This is a genomic window from Aeromonas sp. V90_14 (assembly GCF_029967615.1).
In the GTDB taxonomy this organism is placed as follows: domain Bacteria; phylum Pseudomonadota; class Gammaproteobacteria; order Enterobacterales; family Aeromonadaceae; genus Aeromonas; species Aeromonas hydrophila.
The window spans coordinates 113,288-134,213 of record NZ_JASCAS010000034.1; the positions used below are offsets into that span (position 1 = coordinate 113,288).

Consider the following 20,926-nt stretch of genomic DNA (forward strand, 5'->3'; position numbering starts at 1 on the left):
ATGGATGATGAGAGTCGGGATATGGCTGTTATGGTTGCTCTGTATGCCGGCCTGGGCACAGGGCTGGCACCTGCAGGCGGGGGAGGAGGGCATACTGCTGTGGAGCCGGGCTCATCCTCCAGGCGCTTTTCTGGCTTTGCGCCTGGAGATGAACGTGGCCGCTCCGCCCTCGGCGCTGCTGGCCGTGCTGCGTGATACCGCCCACCATCAGGAGTGGCTGCCCCAGAGCCTGGAGGTAAGAGTACTGGCCAAGCCGGCACCCGATGAAGATCTGGTCTATACCCGGCTCTCTGCGCCCTGGCCGGTACAGGAGCGGGAGCTTATCACCCACTCCCGCCTGCAACGCCTGCCAAATTGTGCTCTGGTGCTGACGGTATGGGCCGCCCCTGATGCTCTGCCGCCTTATCCCGGTCGGGTGCGGATCCGCACCAGTGAAGGACGCTGGGAGGCGGTGCCGCAACTCAACGGCACCACCCTGATACGCCTCGAAACCTATACCAACCCGGGTGACAACCTGCCTGGTTGGCTCATCAACCCCATCGCAGCCCAGGCCGCGCTGGACAGTTTTCGGGCCATCCGCCGTCTGATGGAGGCCATCCCGCCCGAACCTTGCCCTTGCGCCCGCATGCGGCAGGGGCGTCAGGTTGGGCTGTGCGGCAGCCATCCATGAACCCCGTTGGAGCAGGGGAGTGGTTGAGCCACCTGCACCGTGAAATGCTGCTGTCAAGGAGTGAGCCGGATCCCCGCCGTCAACGCAAATGCGGCCAGGATCCGGTGTCGGATCCGTTGGTTTATGGCATAATCAGCCACCGGTGAGCGCAAGTTCCGCCATGTGCGGGGGTTGTGAGGTTAAAATCATCGGCGGTAAGGACTTTTTCCTTTGACTATCAGTTGTTGGACCTATAATATTCGCGCCCTATGCAAAAGGTGAAGTTGCCCGTAAAGGTTGATCCAGTCCGTAGTGCCTCGAAGCTGCTCGATTATGTCGGGATAGTGGAAAAGTCGCAGATGCCCAGGCTGGAGGAATCAACCGCAGGCTTGCAGAGTGATATCGATGTATCGCTGCACTTTGGCAAAGATGTCCAGAAGTTGACCGTTATGAAAGGCACTGCCCATGCCAAGGTTGACCTGGTTTGCCAGCGTTGTGGAGAGACGTTCGAGCATCTCTGTGAAGCTGAATTTATCTACACTCCGCTGTTCGAGAGAACAAACGAGGAAGAACTGCCGGAAGCTTATGAGCCCATTGAGTTGGACGAAAACGGCGAGATGGATCTTCATCAAATCCTGGAGGATGAACTCATCCTCTCGTTGCCGCAGGTGGCCATGCATCCCATGGATGCTTGCCCGCGCGGTAACATGGAGATGACCTGGGGTGAAATCGAACCTGCTGATGAGCGGCCGAATCCCTTTGCAGTTCTTGAAGAGCTTAAACGTAAGTGAATTTAGGAGTTAGCCTACAATGGCCGTACAACAGAACCGTAAAACCCGTGCCAAGCGTGGCATGCGTCGTTCCCACGATGCGCTGACCACCGCTGCCCTGACTGTTGATCAGACCAGTGGCGAAATCCATCGTCGTCACCACGTGACTGCCGATGGTTTCTACCGCGGTAAAAAGGTAATCGCTTAAGGATTGCCTTTGTCTACGCAAACTGTCGCGCTAGACATCATGGGGGGAGATATTGGCCCCTCGGAAACAGTGCCTGCCGCCGTGCAGGCACTGTCTCTTTTACCCCAGTTAAAACTGATCCTGGTTGGTGACCAACACCAGGCCACCCCTCTTTTGCAGCAACATGGCTTGCTGAATCACCCCCGCGTTCGTTTCGTGCATGCATCCCAGGTGGTTGGCATGGGCGACAAACCTATCGTGGCGCTGCGCACCCTGAAAGACTCCTCCATGCGGGTCGTCCTCAATCTGGTGAAGGCCGGCGAGGCCGATGCCTGCGTCAGCGCCGGCAATACCGGTGCGCTGATGGCCATGGCCAAGTGCGTGCTCAAATCCCTGCCCGGGGTCGACCGACCCGCCCTCATCAAGGCGCTGCCCACCCTTTCCGGCAAACGTACCGTGATGCTGGATCTTGGCGCCAACGTCAGCTGCGATGCCGATACCCTGCTGCAATTTGCGGTGATGGGCGCCGTGGTGGCTGAAAAGGTGGAGGGCATTGCCACTCCCAGGGTGGCCCTGCTCAACGTGGGGGAGGAGGAGATCAAGGGCAACGACCTGGTGCGCCACAGTGCCGAGTTGCTGCGTCAGTGCCAGGCGCTCAACTTCGTCGGTTTTGTCGAAGGGGACCGGATCTTCAGCGGCGAGTGCGATGTGATCGTCTGCGACGGTTTTGTCGGCAACGTGGCCCTCAAGACGGCGGAAGGGGTCGTGCGGATGATGGCCCAACTGGCCGGATATCCCCGCAAAAAACGCAGTTTTCTTGGTCGTATCGCCGGATTTATGTTCAAACGGCGTTTTTCTTACCTGAACCCCGACCAGTATAACGGTGCAAGTCTGTTAGGATTGCGCGGCATTGTGGTAAAAAGCCACGGGCGGGCCGAACGGCGCGCCCTGTGTAACGCGATCCTGCTGGCCGCGCAAGAGGCCAAGCATCAACTTCCATTGCAAATAGCAGATCGCCTTGAATCTGTCTTTTCCGACAGGGATCTATAAGAACTCTATGCATAGCAAAATTTTGGGTACTGGCAGTTATCTGCCGAACTCGGTACGCACCAATGCCGATCTCGAACAGATGGTGGAAACCAGCGACGAGTGGATTGTGGAGCGTACCGGGATCCGTGAACGTCGCATTGCCGGTGCCGATGAAACCGTCGCCACCCTGTCTCACCAGGCCGCTCTGCGCGCCCTGGACGCGGCGGGCCTGACCGCTGCCGATCTCGACATGATAGTGCTGGCCACCACCAGTGCCGAGAACGCCTTCCCGGCCGCCGCCTGTGAATTGCAGGGCCTGCTCGGGGTGCAAGGGATCCCGGCCTTTGATGTGGCCGCCGCCTGTGCCGGCTTTACCTATGCGCTCTCCATCGCCGATCAGTTCGTCAAATCCGGTGCCGCCCGCCACGTACTGGTGGTCGGGGCCGATGTGCTGTCGCGCATGTGCGATCCGCAAGATCGCGGCACTATCATCATTTTTGGTGACGGGGCAGGGGCCGTGGTGATCGGCGCCAGCGAAACGCCGGGCATTCTCTCCACCCATCTGCATGCGGATGGCCGTTACGGCGATCTGCTCAAGCTGCCGCAGCCGCGCCGCGGCATGCCGGGGGCCGAGCTTGAAGCCTACATGTACATGAAGGGCAACGATGTGTTCAAGGTGGCGGTCACCCGTTTGAGCGAGATCGTCACCGAAACCCTGGCCGCCGCCGGCATTGCGCCGAGCGAGCTGGACTGGCTGGTGCCTCATCAGGCCAACTTCCGCATCATCAGCGCCACCGCCAAGAAGCTTGGCATGGGGCTGGACAAGGTGGTGCTGACCCTCGACAAGCACGGCAACACCTCAGCCGCCTCCGTGCCCATCGCCTTCGATGAAGGGGTACGTGACGGCCGGATCAAACCGGGCCAGCTGGTATTGCTGGAAGCCTTCGGCGGTGGTTTTGCCTGGGGCTCGGCGCTGGTTCGCCTCTGATCGTCGTCGGGATGAGCAATCTGGCTCATCCTGCCGCTCTCATTTTTGTCTTATCTAAAGGAATCAATGATGACCCAATTTGCCATTGCCTTCCCGGGACAGGGCTCCCAAACCGTCGGCATGCTGGCCGAGCTGGCTGAACAACATGCCGTGATCAAGGAGACCTTCGCCGAGGCGAGCCAGGTGCTGGGTTATGACCTGTTTGCCCTGGTGATGGATGGTCCGGCCGACGATCTGAACAAGACCTGGCGCACCCAGCCTGCTTTGCTGACAGCCTCTGTCGCGCTGTGGCGCCTGTGGCAACAGCAGGGTGGGGCAACCCCCGCCGTGATGGCTGGCCACAGCCTGGGTGAGTACTCCGCCCTGGTGTGCAGCGGTGCACTGGCCTTTGCCGATGCGGTCAAACTGGTCGAGCTGCGTGGTCTGGCCATGCAGGAAGCCGTGCCGGAAGGCACCGGTGCCATGGCCGCCATCATCGGGCTGGACAATGACGCCATCGCCGCCAACTGCGAAAAAGCCGCACAAGGACAGGTGGTCTCCCCGGTCAACTTCAACTCTCCGGGCCAGGTGGTCATCGCCGGCCACAAAGAGGCCGTCGAGCGCGCCAACGTGCTGATGAAAGAGTCCGGCGCCAAGCGTGCGCTGCCGCTGCCGGTCTCCGTGCCTTCTCACTGCGCCCTGATGAAACCTGCCGCAGAAAAATTGGCAGCTGCGCTGGACGGGATCGAGATCAAGGTTCCTGCCATCGCTGTCATCAATAATGTCGACGTATTCTGTGAACAGGATCCGGCCGCCATCAAACAGGCTCTGGTGCGTCAGCTGTTCAGCCCGGTTCGTTGGACCGAGACTGTCGAGCGGATGGCCAATGAGGGGGTTACCCTCGAGATCGAGATGGGACCGGGCAAGGTATTGACCGGGCTCGCCAAGCGCATCGACAAGCGCGTGGAAGGTATTCATGCCAACGACGCCGCCTCTTTCGAGCAGGCGCTGGCCCAGATCAAGTAAACAGGAGCAAGTAATGAGCTTTACCGATAAGGTTGTGTTGGTGACCGGTGCCAGTCGTGGCATCGGCCGTGCAATTGCCGAAACTTTTGCGGCCCGTGGCGCCAAAGTCGTCGGCACGGCGACCAGCGAGAGCGGCGCCGAGGCGATCAGCGCCTATCTGGGTGAACAGGGTTGCGGCATGGCACTGAACGTGACCAGCCAGGAATCCATCGAAGCCGTCTTCGCCGCCATCAAGGCGCGTTTTGGCGACATCGACATCCTGATCAACAACGCTGGTATCACCCGTGACAACCTGCTGATGCGGATGAAGGACGATGAGTGGAACGAGATCATCGACACCAACCTCACTTCCCTGTATCGACTGAGCAAACCGGTGCTGCGCGCCATGATGAAGAAGCGCAATGGCCGCATCATCAGCATCGGCTCCGTGGTGGGCACCATGGGCAATGCCGGTCAGGTCAACTATGCGGCCGCCAAGGCGGGGCTGGTTGGTTTTACCAAGTCGCTGGCCCGTGAAGTGGCCTCCCGCGGCATTACCGTGAACGCGGTTGCCCCCGGTTTCATCGAGACCGATATGACCAAGGCGCTCAATGAAGAGCAGCGTGCCGGCATCATGAGCCAGGTGCCTGCCGCTCGTCTGGGCGATCCAAAAGAAATTGCCGCTGCTGTGGTATTCTTGGCATCGGATGATGCCGCCTACATCACTGGCGAAACCCTGCATGTTAATGGCGGGATGTACATGGTGTAATCAATTTGTCGTGAGATCTGTTCAAATTTGCGATAGTACGCCGAAGTTTGGCGAATTTCGTGGTTTGACCAGCGGCAAGCCACTTGCAAACTCACGTCAATTGAATAAACTACCCCAACCAGACGCAATAGCGTATTTTTAAAGGAAAATTCAGGTCATGAGCAACATCGAAGAACGCGTAAAGAAAATCATCATCGAACAACTGGGTGTTAAAGAAGAAGACGTTAAGAACGCTGCCTCCTTCGTCGACGACCTGGGCGCTGACTCTTTGGATACCGTTGAACTGGTAATGGCGCTGGAAGAAGAATTCGATACCGAAATTCCTGATGAAGAAGCCGAGAAGATCACCACTGTTCAAGCGGCTATCGACTACATCACCGCTAATCAGGAATAAGTTCCTGTTCTGAAAGAAGCGGCCCAAGGGCCGCTTCTTTTATGTTTACCCCTTTTCAAAACACCTCTCGGAGACTACCTCAGTGTCAAAACGCAGAGTCGTGGTGACCGGCTTGGGGATGCTTTCCCCGGTAGGCAACACTGCCGAATCCAGCTGGCAAGCCCTGCTCAACGGGCAGAGCGGCATTTCTCCCATCGAACACTTTGATGCCAGCGAGTTTGCGACCCGTTTCGCAGGCCAGGTCAAGGATTTCGATCCCGAGCAGTACGGTATCAACCGCAAAGAAGCTCGCAAGATGGACCTCTTCATCCAGTACGGTATCGCCGCAGGCATACAGGCGCTGGATGATGCCGGTCTCGTCATCAACGAGGCAAATGCCGAGCGCGTCGGTGTGGCGATCGGTTCCGGTATCGGCGGCCTGGGTCTGATTGAACAGAACCACAGCAGCCTGGTCAACGGCGGCCCCCGCAAGCTGAGCCCCTTCTTCGTACCGTCCACCATCATCAATATGGTGTCCGGTCATCTCTCCATCATGAAGGGTCTGCAAGGGCCGAACATCGCCGTGACCACCGCCTGCACCACAGGTACCCATGCCATCGGCATGGCCGGCCGGATGATCGCCTACGGTGATGCGGACGTGATGGTGGCCGGCGGCGCCGAGAAAGCCTCCACCCCGATGGGGATGGGCGGTTTTGCGGCGGCCAAGGCGCTCTCCAACCGCAACGACGAACCTACCAAGGCCAGCCGTCCGTGGGATAAAGATCGCGACGGTTTCGTGCTGGGTGATGGCGCCGGGGTGCTGGTGCTGGAAGAGTACGAACATGCCAAGGCCCGCGGCGCCAAGATCTACGCCGAGCTGGTCGGTTTTGGCATGAGTGGCGATGCTTATCACATGACGGCGCCTCCCGCTGACGGCAACGGTGGCGCCCGCGCCATGCAAAATGCCATCAAGGATGCCGGCATCGCCCCCGAGCAGGTGGGCTACATCAACGCCCACGGCACGTCCACCCCCCTGGGTGACGTGGCCGAACTGCGCGGAATGAAAGCGGTGTTTGGCGAGCATGCCAAATCCCTGATGATCAGCTCCACCAAGTCGATGACCGGTCACCTGCTGGGGGCTGCCGGTGCCATCGAGGCGATCATCACGGTACTGGCGCTGCGCGATCAGATGGCGCCGCCTACCATCAACCTGGACAACCCGGATGATGAGTGCGATCTGGACCTGGTGCCTCATGTTGCCAAGGCTGGCAACTTCGAATATGCCCTCTCCAATTCCTTCGGTTTTGGTGGCACCAATGGCTCACTGATCTTCAAACGCGTATAATTCGCCCTGGGCGGATAGTATGGGCCCGATACGACAGTATCGGGCCTTTTTTATCGGAGGGATCCTTTTGCTGATCAATGGAATACCGACAGACAGCGTTTCCGCCATGGATCGTGGCCTGGCATATGGCGATGGTCATTTCACCACCTTGCTGGTCAAGGATGGTCGCCCCGTCTGGTGGCCGGCTCACCTGGCACGGCTGCAGCAAGCGAGCGTCAGACTCGGCCTTGCCGAGCTGGACTGGCAACAGCTTGGTGACGAGGTCGCCGGGATGGCTCGCGACCAGACGCTGGCGGTGATCAAGGTGATGCTGACCCGAGGCAGTGGTGGCCGGGGGTATGATGGCACTGCCTGTCATGCACCGACCCGGATCCTGTCGCTGGCTGCTTACCCGGCTCACTACCCGGCGTGGCAGCAAACCGGTATTCCACTGCTGGTGTGCCAGCAACGACTGGGCGACGCCCCCATGCTGGCGGGCCTCAAGACCCTTAACCGGCTGGAGCAGGTGCTGCTGAAAAGCGAACTTGCTGCGCGTTCGGGAGTCGAAGGTATAGTCTTGAACAGCCGGGGATTTCTGGTAGAAGGGGTCAGTGCCAATCTGTTTTGGCGCCGTGGCAGAACGGTGTTTACGCCAGATCTTGCCCACTGCGGCATAGACGGCATCATGCGGCGCCATGTGATGGCGATGCTAAAACAGATGAGCATTGAACTGCGTGTCGTGGAGGCTCCGCTGGAGTCACTGTGGCAGGCCGAAGAGGTATGGCTGACCAATACCCTGATGGGCATAGTGCCGGTGACCGGCATCGGGGAGACCCAATATGCCAGTCCGGTATTGATCCGCCGTTTACAGGAGCGTTTGGTCATTGAAGTTTAATCGGCTTTACACCCTGCTCGCGGGCGCGGCGCTGACAGTTGCTGTGGCCGGGGGCTATGTACATTACAAATGGCAGCAGGTGGAGACGCTCACCAACAAGGGGCCGACCCGCCTCTTTACCGTCGAGAAGGGGGCCCATGCGGCGCGCCTGATCGCCGAACTGGGGGAGGGGGAAACCAGCCCCTGGGCGGTGCGGCTCTGGCTGCGCGGTCACCCCGAGCTGGTTGCCATCAAATCCGGCACCTATGAAATCAAGGAGGGGGCTCCCCTCAAGGAGACCCTCTCCCTGTTCGCCTCCGGCAAGGAGTTTCACTTCAGCCTGACCTTCGTCGAAGGATCCCGTTTCGAGGATTGGCTGAAGCAGCTGGCCAGCGCCCCTTATCTGGAGCGTTTGACGGTGGAGCAGAGCGAGGCGGATCTGGCCCAGGAGCTTGGCATCGACAATGGCAAGCTGGAGGGGTGGTTCCTGCCGGAAACTTACGCTTATACCACCCATGCCAGCGATATTTCCATCCTGCGCCGCGCCTATCAGGACATGCGGGCCTTCCTGCAGCAGAGCTGGGACAAGCGCCAGGCCAATCTGCCTTACAAGACCCCTTACGAGGCGCTGATCATGGCCTCGATCATCGAGAAAGAGACCGGTCAGCCGGAAGAGCGGGCCCAGATTGCCTCGGTGTTCGTCAATCGTCTGCGCCTTGGCATGAAGCTGCAGACCGATCCCACCGTCATCTACGGGGTGAAGGACAGGTATGATGGCAATATCCGCCGCAGCGACCTGACCGATGTGAACCCCTACAACACCTATGTGATCGACGGCTTGCCGCCCACGCCCATCGCGATGCCGGGCAAGGCTTCCATCGAGGCGGCGCTCAACCCCAAATCGACCGACTACCTCTATTTTGTCGCCAAAGGGGGCGGTGCCCACTACTTCTCCAAGACCCTCGATGAACACAATCGGGCGGTCCGCGAATACATATTGAAGAAACCCTAATGTCTAAATTTATCGTGATTGAAGGACTGGAAGGAGCAGGGAAGAGCTCCGCGGTACGTTATGTGACCGACTATCTGCATGGCCACGGCGTGGCACGGATCGAGTGTACCCGTGAGCCGGGTGGTACCCCGCTGGCCGAGCGGATGCGGGCCATCGTCAAGGAAGTGCACGACGAGCGCCTCACCATTGAAGCCGAACTGTTGCTGATGTACGCCTCCCGGGTACAGCTGGTCGAGACCCGCATCAAGCCGGCGCTGGCCGCCGGCATCTGGGTGGTGGGCGATCGCCACGATCTCTCGTCCCAGGCCTATCAGGGCGGTGGTCGCGGCATCGATGCCAATCTCATCGGCGCCATCAAACGGGCCGTGCTCGGCGACTTTAAACCGGATCTGACGCTCTATCTCGACATCGATCCCGCCATCGGCCTGCAGCGGGCCCGCCACCGAGGTGAGCTGGACCGGATCGAGCTCGAGCAACTCAGCTTCTTCGAACGCACCCGCCAGCGCTATCTGGAATTGGCTGCCGCCGATGAGTCAATCAAGGTGATCGATGCCGGCCAAGCGCCGGAGCAGGTCAAGGCGGCCATCGAGACTGCATTGGCCCACTATCTGAAAGATGAGCCCTCATGTATCCCTGGTTGATCCCGGACTGGCATGCCTTGAGTCAGACCGCCGCGGCCGGTCGACTCGGTCACGCCTGGTTGCTGCTCGGCGATCCCGGTCTTGGCAAGGAGCAGCTTGCGGAACAATTGGCGCGCTTGCACCTCTGTCATCGGCCCGATCGGGGTGAGCCCTGTGGGCAATGTCACTCCTGCCAGCTGTTTGAGAAGGGCCATCATCCGGATCTGGGCACCCTGACGACGGAGAGCAAGACCATCGGGGTCGAGGCCATCCGCGAGATCTGTTCACGCCTGCAGAATTCGGCCCAGCTTGGCCGCGGCAAGGTGGTGATCATCCCGGATGCGGAGCGCATGACGGAGTCTGCCGCCAACGCCCTACTCAAAACCCTGGAAGAACCGGCTGGCGACAGCTTGCTGCTGCTGATCGCCTCTCAGGTTTCCCGTCTGTTGCCGACCATTCTCAGTCGCTGTCACAAACATGTCTGCCAGTTGCCTGCCGAAGGTGAGACGGTGCGCTGGCTGGCCGAGCAGGGTCATCAGGCCACGCTGGCCCAGGTACGGATCTGCCAGGGGGCGCCGCTGCGGGTGCTGCGCTATATCGAAGAGCAGCAAGACAGTGCCCGCCGGGATCTGCTGGAGAGTTTCCTCGCGCTGGCACAGACGCCGACCCGGGCCAACCACGTGTGCGGTCTGCTGGCGACCGATACCCAGGTCAGGCTGCACTGGTTGCAGCTGTTCTTGTGCGATGCTCTCAAGACGCAGGCCGGTTGTGGTCATCATCAGCTGGCGATGCCGGATCTGACGGCGCTCAGCCAGCAACTGGCCGAGCTTCATTCCAGCGAGAAGCTGCTGGAAGGGGAGCAACAGCTGGTCGAGCTGAAGATGGCCTGCCAGCCGGGACAGCTCTCCAATCCCACCATCCATCTGATGAACTGGCTGACTCGCTGGTTATAGATCTCGCTACAAAGGTTTTATATGTTACTCGTTGATTCCCATTGTCATCTCGATCGCCTGAGCTATGGCAGCAAGCAGACCAATATGGCCGATGTACTGGCCAAGGCCGCCGAGCAGAACGTGGGATATTTTCTGTGCGTAAGTGTCACCCAGGCGCAGTTCCCGACCATGCTGGAAGCGATCGCCCCATATCCTCAGGTATTTGCCTCCTGTGGCGTGCACCCTCTCAACCAGGAACCTGGCGTCGATGCCGCCTTGTTGCTGACCCAGGCGGCAGATAAAAGGGTGGTGGCCATCGGCGAGACCGGGCTCGACTACTTCTATTCGCCGGAGAACAAGGAGGTACAACAGGCTTCCTTCCGCGAGCATATCCGGGTGGCCCGCGCTCTGAACAAGCCCCTCATCATCCATACCCGTGATGCCCAGCAGGATACCCTGCAGATCATGCGCGAAGAGGGGGCCGAGCAGGTCGGCGGGGTGTTGCACTGCTTCACCGAGTCGCTCGAGATGGCCGAGGCGGCCATGGCGATGGGTTTTTATATCTCCATCTCCGGCATTGCCACTTTCAAGAATGCGGCAGCTCTGCAGGCAGTGGTCAAGGCGCTGCCGCTGGAGCGGCTGCTGGTTGAAACCGACTCACCTTATCTGGCGCCAGTTCCGCACCGGGGCAGGGAGAACGAGCCGGCCTTCGTGCGCGACGTGGCCCAGTTCATCGCGGATCTGCGGCAAATGCCGCTGGCCGAATTGGCGCAAGCGACCAGTCACAACTTCTTCGAGTTGTTCAAGCTGGCAAAGCGATAACAAACAACGCCCCGCATAGCGGGGCGTTTTACTATGACAATCAGCTATGATGACCCATCCAAAAACGATCACAGCAAGTCGTTATCTCTCACTTGGTATCGTGGATACTGATGAGATCAAATCCCCAACCCTGATAAAACGGAGCAGGGATGAGAGGGAGCTGAGGAATAAATGAGGAGGCTGAAATAGGTTAAAAGGACTCTTCATAAGTATCGATAATATTCATTATCGATACTTGATAGATCTGCAAGATCCTGTAAGATCCAACGAAACTCCGCATTAAATCATATAGTTAAGTGAACTACCCACACATCCAGGCCCAAACTCAACAGGCTTTGCAGAGTGTCTTCGATCCTCAGTTGAACAGCCGGGCCAGACGCTTCCTGCGCAGCGCCAAAGCCGACTCCACCCTCAATGCCTATCAGGCCGATACCCGCATCTTCGTGTTCTGGTGTCAGCTGCATGGGCTCGATCCGCTGCAGACCACCCATCATGACATCATGAACTTCCTGGCGGATCAGGCCGATGGCATCCTGGCTGACTGGGTCTGGCTGGACAAGGAAGAGGGGATGGGGGAGCTGCGTAACGGTGAACCCCGCAAGCCGGCCACCCTGGTAAGACGGCTCGCCGGTATTCGTTATGCTTTCAAGCAGAAGGGGATCCACCCCATGCCGACCGAGCACGCGGAGATAAAGGAGATGATGCGGGGCATAGTGCGGCTCGGAGACAACCGCAAACGAAAAACGGGTGCACTGACCCTGAAACCACTGGCTTGTGTGCTCGATGAAATCGACACCGGCAATCTGGCGGGGCTGCGGGATTACACCCTGTTGTTGCTGATGTTCAGCGGCGCCTTGCGACGCTCGGAGGCCGCAAGGATTGAAGTGGATGATCTCGACTTTGTGGGGCAGGGGATCCGTCTTCGGCTCAAACCCAGTAAACATCAACTGCATGAAACGGAGATCGCCCTGGTGCCCGGCAAACAATATTGTCCGGTGTCGGCACTGGCGCGCTGGCTCAAACAGAGCAGGATCAGCGAGGGCGCCCTGTTTCGCCGCATGAATCGCTGGGGTCAGCTCATGCAGGAGCCGCTCGGTCCGCAGGGTATCAATCTGATGATCAAGCGGCGTACCGGTCAAGCCATCGACGATCTCCAGGTCAGTGGCCACAGCCTGCGCCGCGGCTTCATCACCTCGGCGGTCACTGCCGGCAAACCGATGAACAAGATCATCGAGGTCACCCGTCACAAGGACATCCGCACCTTGCAGGAGTATTTCGACGATGCCCACAAGTTCTCGGATCACGCCCTGGATGGCTTGCTGTAAGATAACCGCGTCACTCGTTTTTTTATGTTAAATGATATCTTGTTGAGCCAATGATATATTTGCAGCGCACTGCACTCACCCCATCAAGAGGGGGAGAGTCAGGCTTCTCACGTTCGTCAGCGAATGGTGAAGAATCGATGAGAGATAACAGGTGATAAGAATCAAAGTTGCAAGGTGATATGAGCCAGGAAATGAAAGTGAGCAGTGCGCAAGACAACGCCGAGCGGCAGCGCCAGCACGTGAAACGCAAACAGGAAACTCACAGCCGATTGCAATGCTGGATCAGCAATCGCCACGCCGAACGGTTGGCCATGTTGGGGTCGCAACTCGAAGACAGCCAGGCCTCTCTCATCGAGCAGGCCATCGATCTGCTCTATCAACATGAGCTGGAACAGGAACAAGCCGCGCCGCATGTCGAAGTACCAGAGCCGGCAGAGGTGCTCGAGTAAACGCACCGGCAGCATGATGCTTCATTGCTAGATGCGAACGGCGAGCATAAAAAAAGCCAGGTACGAATTCCTTGTACCTGGCATAGGGGAATTGGCTCCTTGCAGAGCCGTGCGCTAACTGGTGTTCGGATAGCCTTAAGCTTAGACAAGGCTCAAGGCTTTTCAAGATCCACGTAAAAGTTCAACCGGAGTGTGGGTTTTCCTGCTCCGGCCACACTCGTTACACGAACAGATTGTTGTCGCGCACCAGCTCGCGGGGCAGGGCATTCTTGACCCGGCTGCCCACCCATTTCCCCATACCCAGGGTATGACCCTGATAACGGACGATCACCTCGCCAGTTCCGGCGGCTTGCTCCGGCCACACATCCCGCCCCATCATGAACTCCCGCGCATCAGCAATGCCGAGCTCGACGAATCCCTTGCTCGCACCGTCGCCATAGGCCAGCGCCCACTCATGGGTCAGCCGATAACCCTTCTTGAAGGTTTCCGCCAGTTTCAGCCCGATGCGATCGAAACGCAGCTTGCCCTGCACCTGTTCGAACAGCTGGGGGAAGAGCCAGATCTCCTCGCTGCGGCCAAACAGATTTCCCTGTGGCACGACCCCGAAGGCGGCTTCAATCTCGCGCAGCATGGGCTCGGACTCTTTGGCCGGCAGCGGCGAGAAGGGGAATTTGCCGAGCTTGCCCGGTTTGAACATGGTGTTGGGCACGGAGTGGTGCTTGCGCAATCTGGCAACGAAAAAGCCTTCACTGTCGAAGATTTGGGGCCAAACGTGCAGGTATCCTTCCGGTGTGCAGGCCTGTTCTGCAGTGGGGAAGAGATCGGCCAGCGAGTCAACGCTGAACGCATCGCCGAACTTGTCCAGCAGTGACTGACAGACGGCCTGGTTCTCCTGCAGGCTCAAGGTGCAGGTGGAGTAGACCAGCACACCGCCCGGTTTGAGGGCATGAAAGGCACTCTCCAGCAAGCCTTGTTGCACCGCTGCGATCTCGTCGATGCTCTCGATGCTCCAGTTGCGCAAGGCGTCTTCATCCTTGCGCACCGTGCCCTCGCCGGAGCAGGGGGCGTCCAGCAGGATGGCATCGAAGGTCTCCGGCAACCACTGGCCGAATACTTTCGCATCGAAATGAGTCATGCCTACGTTGGTCACGCCGCAGCGCTGCAGATTGGCGCTGAGCACCTTGAGCCGGCTGCTGGAGTACTCGTTGGCAACCAGCATGCCCTGGTTGTTCATCAAGGCCGCGATCTGGGTGGTCTTGGAACCGGGCGCCGCCGCCGCGTCCAGCAACATGCCGTCGCGCCGGGTCTGCTGGCAGGCAAACAGGGCGGTGACCGGCAGCATGGAGCTCGCCTCCTGAATGTAGAAGAGGCCGCTCAAATGCTCGGCAGTGTTGCCAAGAGGCACGCTCTCGTCTTCGCGGCTGAGCCAGAAGCCGGTGTCGCACCAGGGCACGAGATCGAGCTGCCAACCGAGCGGCTGCATCCGCGCCACAAATGCCGCCACCGAGATCTTCAGGGTGTTGACCCGGATGCTGCGCCGCAGCGGTCGTCGACAACTGGCCACGAACTCATCCATGGAGAGGTGCGCTGGCATGATGGCCGCGATATGGCGCAAGAAGTGATCGGGAAGATAGGTGTTGTCGTGCACGGTGCAGTCTCGTTGACCGAAAAAGAGGGGCGACATCTTATCACAAGGGTAGGAATATTCTGAAAGCGCGGCGGGTAAAAACAAGCCCGGCACTGTGCCGGGCTTGAGTGAGCGTGGGTGAGGGGAGAGATCAGGGCTGGATGCGAGGGCTCCACTCCTGCCACTCTTTTTCCGCCTTGGCATGCAGCGGGTAACTGTGGCCGGCCTTGACGGTCGGCCCCATCTCTTTCTCCGGCGTATTGAAGGCGATGCCGCCGGCGAGCAGGCTCTGCACCGTCTCCACCTCGATGGTGCCACCGGTCAGGCCGATATCCGCCTTGACCCCGGAGACGTTCCAGAAGCGGGAGTTGGCCCGCACCAGATGGGCGTACTCCTGCTCCACGTTGACGTCGATCAACACTTCGCTGCCATCGCGGGCCAGCGCTACCTTGGTCACGCTGCCCACCACCATCTTGCGAAACAGCAATGGGCTGCCGACGCTCAAGCCGTTGACCGACGCGCTCTTGAGGGTGAGCGCCAGGCCGGCCGGGCCGCTTTGGCTGAGGGGGAAGCGCTCCTTGCCCGCGCCCTGACCGGGCTGCGCCTCCACAAAGGCGCCCTTGATCAGGGTATCGAGGTGGGCCACGCCGCCCAGCCCCAGCTTGGCCTGGACCAGGGTAAAGCGGGCGCCAGACTGCAGGAAGCGCGCGGCATACTGACCATCCAGCTCGGCCTTGAAGATCACCTGGCCCAGGGTCGGCTCCAGCTCAATCTGTTCAATCTTGCCGATGTCGACCCCGCGGTAGCGGATCGGGCTGCCGACCCCGAGTCCCGGGTTGCTGTCGGCCACCAGGGAGAGGGTCCGTACCTTGGCCTTCGCCTGCTCCTTGCTGTCAAACAGCTGGTGACTGCTGCGGCCCGTGCCGAGCCGATCGAATTCGATGGCGCCGCGCAGCAGGGTGGCGAGGTTCCCCACCTTGACCTGCACGCCATCCACCCGTACCCGGGTATCCAGCGCCGGCTTTTTCCAGAATTGCGGCTGCTGCTCCAGCAAGGGGGCATAGACACCGGCGATCTCGAGTTCGATCTCCACCCCCTCCTTGGCGGCGCGCAGCGCGTTGACCTTACCGGCCTCGAGCCCCAGATAGAGCACGGGGGAGCCGATGCCGATGCCGTCAGCCTGCTCCGCCTTCAACATCCAGCGCCGGGGCTTGGCATCCCGGGTACCGAGCAGGGCCAGCTCCTGGCTGGGATAGAGCCGGTTGACCCGCTCGCCAGCGGGCGCCTGCACCAGCTTGATGCCACCGCCGATCCAGGCGCTGGCCGGGCTGGTTTCCACCTTGATGCCGCTCAGGTCGGCATCGATCTGCAGCGGCGTCGCCCGATAGAAACGGGCCCGGTTGAGCAGATGCTGATACTGGCTCTGCACGACCAGGGCCACGCTGGCGTTGCCGCCGCCATCCAGGGTGAGCTGGCTTATCTGACCCACCTGCAGGCCCTTGTACCAGAGCGGTGCCCCTTCGTTGAGGCCGGCCAGATCGTCGGCCTGCAGCACCAGCTTGATGCCACCCGGTTGTTCTTTGCTGCTCAGCGTCATGGCCTTGACCCGCTCGCCCGCCACATAGTCGAGGCGAATGGCCGGTCCCGCCAGCAGGCGATCCGCATGCTTGATGCCGCCAGCGCCGAGGGAGACGCTCTCCCACACCAGACGGCTGTTGCCGGTGATCCGAAACGCCTGCTCCGGGTTGATCAGCGCGGTCACCACCCGGCCCTTGTCGGTCAGGCGAATGGGGTCGATGCGGCCGATCTCGATGCCCTCGAACAGGATGGGCATCCCCTCCTTGATGGGCAGATCTCCCGCCTGGATGTCAATTCGCTCGCCGCGGGCCGCCTCGGCCAAGCCTTTGTAGAGGGTAAAGACCTGGCCTTTCTCCGGCTCCGGAGAGTCCTTGGGAGAGTCGAAGGCGATGCCGCCGCTCAGGATGGAGGTAAGACTGCCGGCCTCCACATTGACCCCTGCCAGGCTGAAGGAGCCCTTGATGCCGCTGATGTTCCAGAAGCGGGTGTCGGCCTTGATGAGGTGTTCAAAACGCGGCTCGATCACCAGATCCAGGATCACGTTCTGGTTCTCTTCGCCAAGGCGGGTATTGATGACGCTGCCCACCTCGATGCCGCGAAAATAGAGTTTGGCGCCGATGCCGACCGAGCCGAGCGAATCGGCGGTCAGGTGCAGCATCCGTCCCTGGGCCTGATAACCGGGGGGAGGGCCGTCCAGCGCGTCGAACTCCTCCTGCAGCGGGTTGTTGTCCCGCCCGGGCTGCAGGTTGATGTAGTTGCCGGAGACCAGGGTATCGAGGCCGGAGATCTCGGTGAGCGACGCCTTGGGGCTCACCAGCCAGAAATCCGAGCCTTTGCGGATGAGCGGGCGGGCCCGGCTGTCAATCTTGGCCAGCACGGCTATCTTGCGGCCATCCTCGGCCAGCTCCAGCTCCTGCACCACCCCGATGGCGACCCCCTGATAGCGCACCTGGGTCTTGCCCGGCAGGATACCGTTGCCCTGGGCGAAGTTGATGCGGATCAGCTGGCCACTGCTGGCAAACTGCTGGTAGATGAAGCCCCCCGCCAGCAACAGGGCGATGAAGGGCAGCAACCAGACGGGTGACAACCAGCGACGTTTCTCAATGACGGGTTCAGCCCCGATCATACCGACTCCTTAATTGGCTGAGATAAACAGCAGTTCAGATAAAGACAAACAGTTTCAGGCATATGTGATGGCCAACCCTAACGGGCCGCCTTGTCCCACAGCAGGCGCGTATCCAGCATGCGGGCCGACATCATGGTCAGCACCACCACGCCGGCAAAAGCGGTTGCGCCGGGGCCGGCCCGCACGTTGAGCAGCACCCCGCGATCCACCAGGGCTACCATCAGCGAGATGACGAACAGGTCCAGCATGGACCAGCGGCCGATGAAATCGATGATGCGATACATGATGAGCTGGCGTTTGCGGCGCACCGGCTTGGTTCGCTGCAGCTGCCAGCAGATCCAGCCCAGCCCCAGGATCTTGCCCACCGGCACTATGATGCTGGCGGTGAGGACGATGGTGGCGATGCCCGACATCTTGCTGCGATAGAGCATCATGATACCGCTGAAGATGGTGTCGGACTGCAACAATCCCTTGTTGTAGAAATGGGTGATGGGCAGCAGGTTGGCGGGCAGCAGCATGAAGCTGGCCAGCGCCAGCAACCCCCAGGACCAGGCCAGGGAGTGGGGGATGCGCACCTGCAGCCGGCTGTGACAGCGAGGGCAGACGCTGCCCGCCTGATAGCGTACCAGCAGGCCGCAGGTGTGGCAGCGGCAGAGCCCCAGTTCACGGGCGCTGGTCTGGGACATGGTCCGGCTCCTCCAGCGGTACTCGCTCCCAGTAGGGGGCCGGGTCAAACAGAATCAGCAGGGTCAGGTTGAGCAGCATCAGGATCCCCAGGCTCAGCAAGCCGCCACCGAGGCGCACATCGGCGATGTCGATCAGCTTGAACAGGGCGACCAGCAGACTGACGATGTAGACCTCCAGCATGGCCCAGTGACGAAACACCTCCACCGCCTTCAAGGTCGGCGCCAGTATGTGCCAGCGCTTGGCAAGGCCGGAGGCCAGCGCAAAGATCCCGAGCAGCAAGCCCACCGGCGCCAGCACGGCGCACCAGAACACCAGCCCCGCCACCCAGATCTCGTGCTCGAGCAGCAGCACCATGATGCCCTTGAGCAAGTTGGCGTCCGAGTTGACGCCGGCCAGGCGCAGGTAGATCAGCGGCTCGAAGAAGGCGGACGGGAGCAACAGGAAGCCGGTGATGGTCAGCGCCATCAGTTGGGAGGGGCGAAATGCATAGCGCCCGTACAGATGCTGGTGACAGCGGGGGCAGTGGGCGTGGCGCCTCAGCGGCAATAACTTGCGTTCGATCAGCAAGTCGCAAGCCGGGCAGACGATCACGGGATTGAGATCCGACATTACGATTCAACCTGTTGAAGGAATTGGTGAAATTTACCCTAAAACCCGCGTCCTGTCTTGCCTGGCGGGGGCATGCCACGAAAGTATGATTGACGTTAACGTAAACGTGATATTAGATAGTCTCACCAGACAAGTGAAAGGAGTCATGATGTCCAGCCTTACCCCCTCGGCAGGCCTGCGTTTTCGCACCGCCCTCGCCAACGAACGCCCCCTGCAGATCGTCGGCACCATCAATGCCTACATGGCGCTGATGGCAGAGCGCAGCGGCTTTCAGGCCATTTATCTGTCAGGTGCCGGCGTTGCCAACGCCTCCTATGGCCTGCCGGATCTCGGCATGACCTCCCTCAATGACGTGCTGATCGACGCCGAGCGCATCACTGCCGCTACCCGTGTGCCGTTGCTGGTCGACATCGACACCGGCTGGGGCGGGGCATTCAACATCGCCCGCACCGTGCGCGCCTTCGAGCGAGCCGGGGTGGCCGCCGTGCACATGGAAGATCAGGTGGCCCAGAAGCGCTGTGGCCACCGGCCCAACAAGGCGGTGGTCTCGCAGGAGGAGATGTGCGATCGCATCAAGGCGGCGGTGGATGCTCGCGAGAATGGCGAGTTCGTCATCATGGCCCGCACCGACGCGCTGGCGGTGGAGGGGATTGGCCCGGCGCTGGAGCGCGCCGCCGCCTACGTGGCCGCCGGGGCCGACATGATCTTCGCCGAGGCGGTGACCGAGCTCGGTCAGTATGACCTGTTCAAGCAGGCGGCCGGGGTGCCCATTCTCGCCAACATGACCGAATTCGGCAAAACCGAGCTGTTCGACAAGGAGGCGCTCGCCGCCCACGGCGTCGACATGGTGCTCTATCCCTTGAGTGCCAGCCGGGCGGCCAATCAGGCGGCCCTCAACGTCTATCAGCACCTTCGCCAGGATGGCCATCAGCGGGCCGTCGTCGACACCATGCAGACCCGGGAGTCGCTCTATGACTTCCTCGGTTATCACCACTACGAGCAGACGCTGGACCGTCTGTTTACATCCAGGGACTAGGAGGAAAGGCAATGGGACAGCAAAAACCGTTGGGTGGCGCCGGCCTGCGTGGCCAGAGCGCAGGGGAGACCAGCATCTGCACTGTGGGCAAGAGCGGCACCGGGCTCACCTATCGCGGCTATGACATCCAGGAGCTGGCCGACGGCGCCCAGTTCGAAGAGGTCGCCTACCTGCTGCTCAAGGGCGAGCTGCCGGACGAGCAGCAGCTCGAAGATTACAAGCGGACCTTGCGCAGCCTGCGCACCCTGCCTGCCGCCCTGCTGGAGGTGCTCGAGCGCATTCCCGCCGACGCCCACCCCATGGATGTGCTGCGCACCGGCTGCTCCATGCTCGGCGATCTGGAGCCGGAAGATGGTTTCGAGCACGAGCATGAAGTGGCGGATCGGCTGCTGGCTGCCTTCCCGGGCATTCTCCTCTACTGGTACAAGTTCAGCCACGACGGAGTACGTATCCCCCTCGACACCGACGAGGAGTGCATCGGTGGCCACTTCCTGGCGCTGCTGCACCAGAAGGCGCCGAGCGAACTAGAGCGCCGGGTGATGCACGTCTCCCTCATTCTCTACGCTGAGCATGAGTTCAACGCCTCCACCTTTGCGGCGCGGGTCTGCGCCTCGACACTCTCTGACATGTTCTCCTGCGTCACCGCGGCCATCGGCACCCTGCGCGGCCCGCTGCACGGCGGCGCCAACGAGGCCGCCATGGCGATGATCGAGCCCTGGCAGGATGAGGCCCAGGCACGGCGCGAGCTGCTGGCCAAGCTGACGGCCAAGGAGAAGATCATGGGCTTTGGCCACGCCGTCTATCGCACCTCGGATCCACGCAACGTCATCATCAAGGGGTGGTCGGCCAAGCTGGCCGAGGCAGTGGGCGATGACCGGCTCTATCGCGTCTCCTGCGAGGCGGAAAAGGTGATGTGGGAAGAAAAAGAGCTCTTCCCGAACGCCGACTTCTTCCACGCCAGCGCCTATCACTACATGGGGATCCCGACCAAGCTGTTCACCCCCATCTTCGTCTGCTCCCGGGTCACTGGCTGGTGCGCCCACGTGATGGAGCAGCGCGAACACAACCGGATCATCCGCCCGAGCGCCGATTATGTCGGTCCGGCGCCCCGTCATTTCGTCTCGCTGCAGCAGCGATAAACATGGGCAGCCCTGTC

General features: G+C 60.6%; 22 protein-coding genes. 18 read left to right on the top strand and 4 right to left on the bottom strand.

Annotation, left to right across the window (positions count from 1 at the left end):
- Window positions 1-4: 4 nt before the first annotated feature.
- The 16 genes from QLG02_RS14070 to QLG02_RS14145 all read left to right on the top strand — a co-directional run bounded on the left by QLG02_RS14070 (window position 5) and on the right by QLG02_RS14145 (window position 13,107).
- Window positions 5-670, top strand: coding sequence for an START domain-containing protein (locus tag QLG02_RS14070; RefSeq protein WP_282465466.1), 666 nt, complete (start codon window positions 5-7; stop codon window positions 668-670).
- 248 nt (window positions 671-918) lie between these two features.
- Entirely contained in the window at window positions 919-1,440 is a 522-nt protein-coding gene (gene yceD / locus QLG02_RS14075; RefSeq protein WP_011706102.1) for a 23S rRNA accumulation protein YceD, read from the top strand.
- A gap of 19 nt (window positions 1,441-1,459) precedes the next feature.
- On the top strand, window positions 1,460-1,627 hold the full coding sequence (gene rpmF / locus QLG02_RS14080; protein ID WP_005300935.1) for a 50S ribosomal protein L32: 168 nt from the start codon (window positions 1,460-1,462) through the stop codon (window positions 1,625-1,627).
- Window positions 1,628-1,636: 9 nt separating this feature from the next.
- A complete protein-coding gene (gene plsX / locus QLG02_RS14085) occupies window positions 1,637-2,656 on the top strand; it encodes a phosphate acyltransferase PlsX (protein ID WP_282465467.1) in 1,020 nt (339 codons plus the stop codon).
- Between the two features lie 7 nt (window positions 2,657-2,663).
- The gene (locus QLG02_RS14090; RefSeq protein ID WP_011706104.1) at window positions 2,664-3,623 is read left to right on the top strand and encodes a beta-ketoacyl-ACP synthase III; all 960 of its coding nucleotides are present in this window, start codon (window positions 2,664-2,666) and stop codon (window positions 3,621-3,623) included.
- A gap of 69 nt (window positions 3,624-3,692) precedes the next feature.
- Entirely contained in the window at window positions 3,693-4,628 is a 936-nt protein-coding gene (gene fabD, locus QLG02_RS14095) for an ACP S-malonyltransferase (RefSeq protein ID WP_282465468.1), read from the top strand.
- Window positions 4,629-4,641: 13 nt separating this feature from the next.
- Window positions 4,642-5,376 (top strand): 3-oxoacyl-ACP reductase FabG, encoded by a 735-nt coding sequence (gene fabG, locus QLG02_RS14100; protein WP_005300916.1) that lies wholly within the window; start codon window positions 4,642-4,644, stop codon window positions 5,374-5,376.
- A gap of 157 nt (window positions 5,377-5,533) precedes the next feature.
- Window positions 5,534-5,770: an acyl carrier protein gene (gene acpP / locus QLG02_RS14105; RefSeq protein ID WP_005300909.1), complete on the top strand. Its 237-nt coding sequence runs from the start codon at window positions 5,534-5,536 to the stop codon at window positions 5,768-5,770.
- 82 nt (window positions 5,771-5,852) lie between these two features.
- Window positions 5,853-7,094, top strand: a complete 1,242-nt coding sequence (fabF, locus tag QLG02_RS14110; protein ID WP_017408413.1) for a beta-ketoacyl-ACP synthase II — start codon at window positions 5,853-5,855, stop codon at window positions 7,092-7,094.
- A gap of 19 nt (window positions 7,095-7,113) precedes the next feature.
- Window positions 7,114-7,968, top strand: a complete 855-nt coding sequence (gene pabC / locus QLG02_RS14115) for an aminodeoxychorismate lyase (protein WP_282465469.1) — start codon at window positions 7,114-7,116, stop codon at window positions 7,966-7,968.
- Entirely contained in the window at window positions 7,958-8,959 is a 1,002-nt protein-coding gene (gene mltG, locus QLG02_RS14120; protein ID WP_016350715.1) for an endolytic transglycosylase MltG, read from the top strand. Before pabC ends, mltG begins: the two co-directional genes overlap by 11 nt.
- A complete protein-coding gene (tmk, locus tag QLG02_RS14125; protein WP_282465470.1) occupies window positions 8,959-9,600 on the top strand; it encodes a dTMP kinase in 642 nt (213 codons plus the stop codon). The genes mltG and tmk overlap by 1 nt, the downstream gene beginning before the upstream one ends.
- Entirely contained in the window at window positions 9,585-10,532 is a 948-nt protein-coding gene (gene holB / locus QLG02_RS14130) for a DNA polymerase III subunit delta' (protein ID WP_282465471.1), read from the top strand. Before tmk ends, holB begins: the two co-directional genes overlap by 16 nt.
- A gap of 21 nt (window positions 10,533-10,553) precedes the next feature.
- Complete coding sequence (locus QLG02_RS14135; protein WP_043167719.1) at window positions 10,554-11,333, top strand: YchF/TatD family DNA exonuclease; 780 nt, start codon at window positions 10,554-10,556, stop codon at window positions 11,331-11,333.
- A gap of 296 nt (window positions 11,334-11,629) precedes the next feature.
- Window positions 11,630-12,658: a site-specific integrase gene (locus QLG02_RS14140; protein ID WP_282465472.1), complete on the top strand. Its 1,029-nt coding sequence runs from the start codon at window positions 11,630-11,632 to the stop codon at window positions 12,656-12,658.
- Between the two features lie 179 nt (window positions 12,659-12,837).
- Window positions 12,838-13,107, top strand: coding sequence for a RepB family protein (locus QLG02_RS14145; RefSeq protein WP_282465473.1), 270 nt, complete (start codon window positions 12,838-12,840; stop codon window positions 13,105-13,107).
- A gap of 220 nt (window positions 13,108-13,327) precedes the next feature.
- Here the strand turns inward: QLG02_RS14145 and rsmF are convergent, their stop codons facing one another.
- The 4 genes from rsmF to QLG02_RS14165 form a co-directional block, all read right to left on the bottom strand.
- Entirely contained in the window at window positions 13,328-14,755 is a 1,428-nt protein-coding gene (gene rsmF / locus QLG02_RS14150) for a 16S rRNA (cytosine(1407)-C(5))-methyltransferase RsmF (protein ID WP_282465536.1), read from the bottom strand.
- Between the two features lie 130 nt (window positions 14,756-14,885).
- Window positions 14,886-17,438 (bottom strand): MlaD family protein, encoded by a 2,553-nt coding sequence (locus tag QLG02_RS14155; protein WP_274278268.1) that lies wholly within the window; start codon window positions 17,436-17,438, stop codon window positions 14,886-14,888.
- A gap of 77 nt (window positions 17,439-17,515) precedes the next feature.
- Window positions 17,516-18,124, bottom strand: coding sequence for a paraquat-inducible protein A (locus QLG02_RS14160; protein ID WP_016350707.1), 609 nt, complete (start codon window positions 18,122-18,124; stop codon window positions 17,516-17,518).
- Window positions 18,102-18,734, bottom strand: coding sequence for a paraquat-inducible protein A (locus tag QLG02_RS14165; protein ID WP_016350706.1), 633 nt, complete (start codon window positions 18,732-18,734; stop codon window positions 18,102-18,104). Before QLG02_RS14165 ends, QLG02_RS14160 begins: the two co-directional genes overlap by 23 nt.
- A 148-nt stretch (window positions 18,735-18,882) precedes the next feature.
- Between QLG02_RS14165 and prpB the strand changes: the two genes are divergently transcribed.
- Window positions 18,883-19,770 carry a methylisocitrate lyase gene (gene prpB / locus QLG02_RS14170; protein WP_024945212.1) on the top strand — a complete coding sequence of 296 codons (888 nt, stop codon included), beginning with the start codon at window positions 18,883-18,885 and terminating at the stop codon, window positions 19,768-19,770.
- Between the two features lie 11 nt (window positions 19,771-19,781).
- Window positions 19,782-20,909 carry a 2-methylcitrate synthase gene (gene prpC, locus QLG02_RS14175; protein ID WP_282465474.1) on the top strand — a complete coding sequence of 376 codons (1,128 nt, stop codon included), beginning with the start codon at window positions 19,782-19,784 and terminating at the stop codon, window positions 20,907-20,909.
- The last annotated feature ends 17 nt before the right edge of the window (window positions 20,910-20,926 follow it).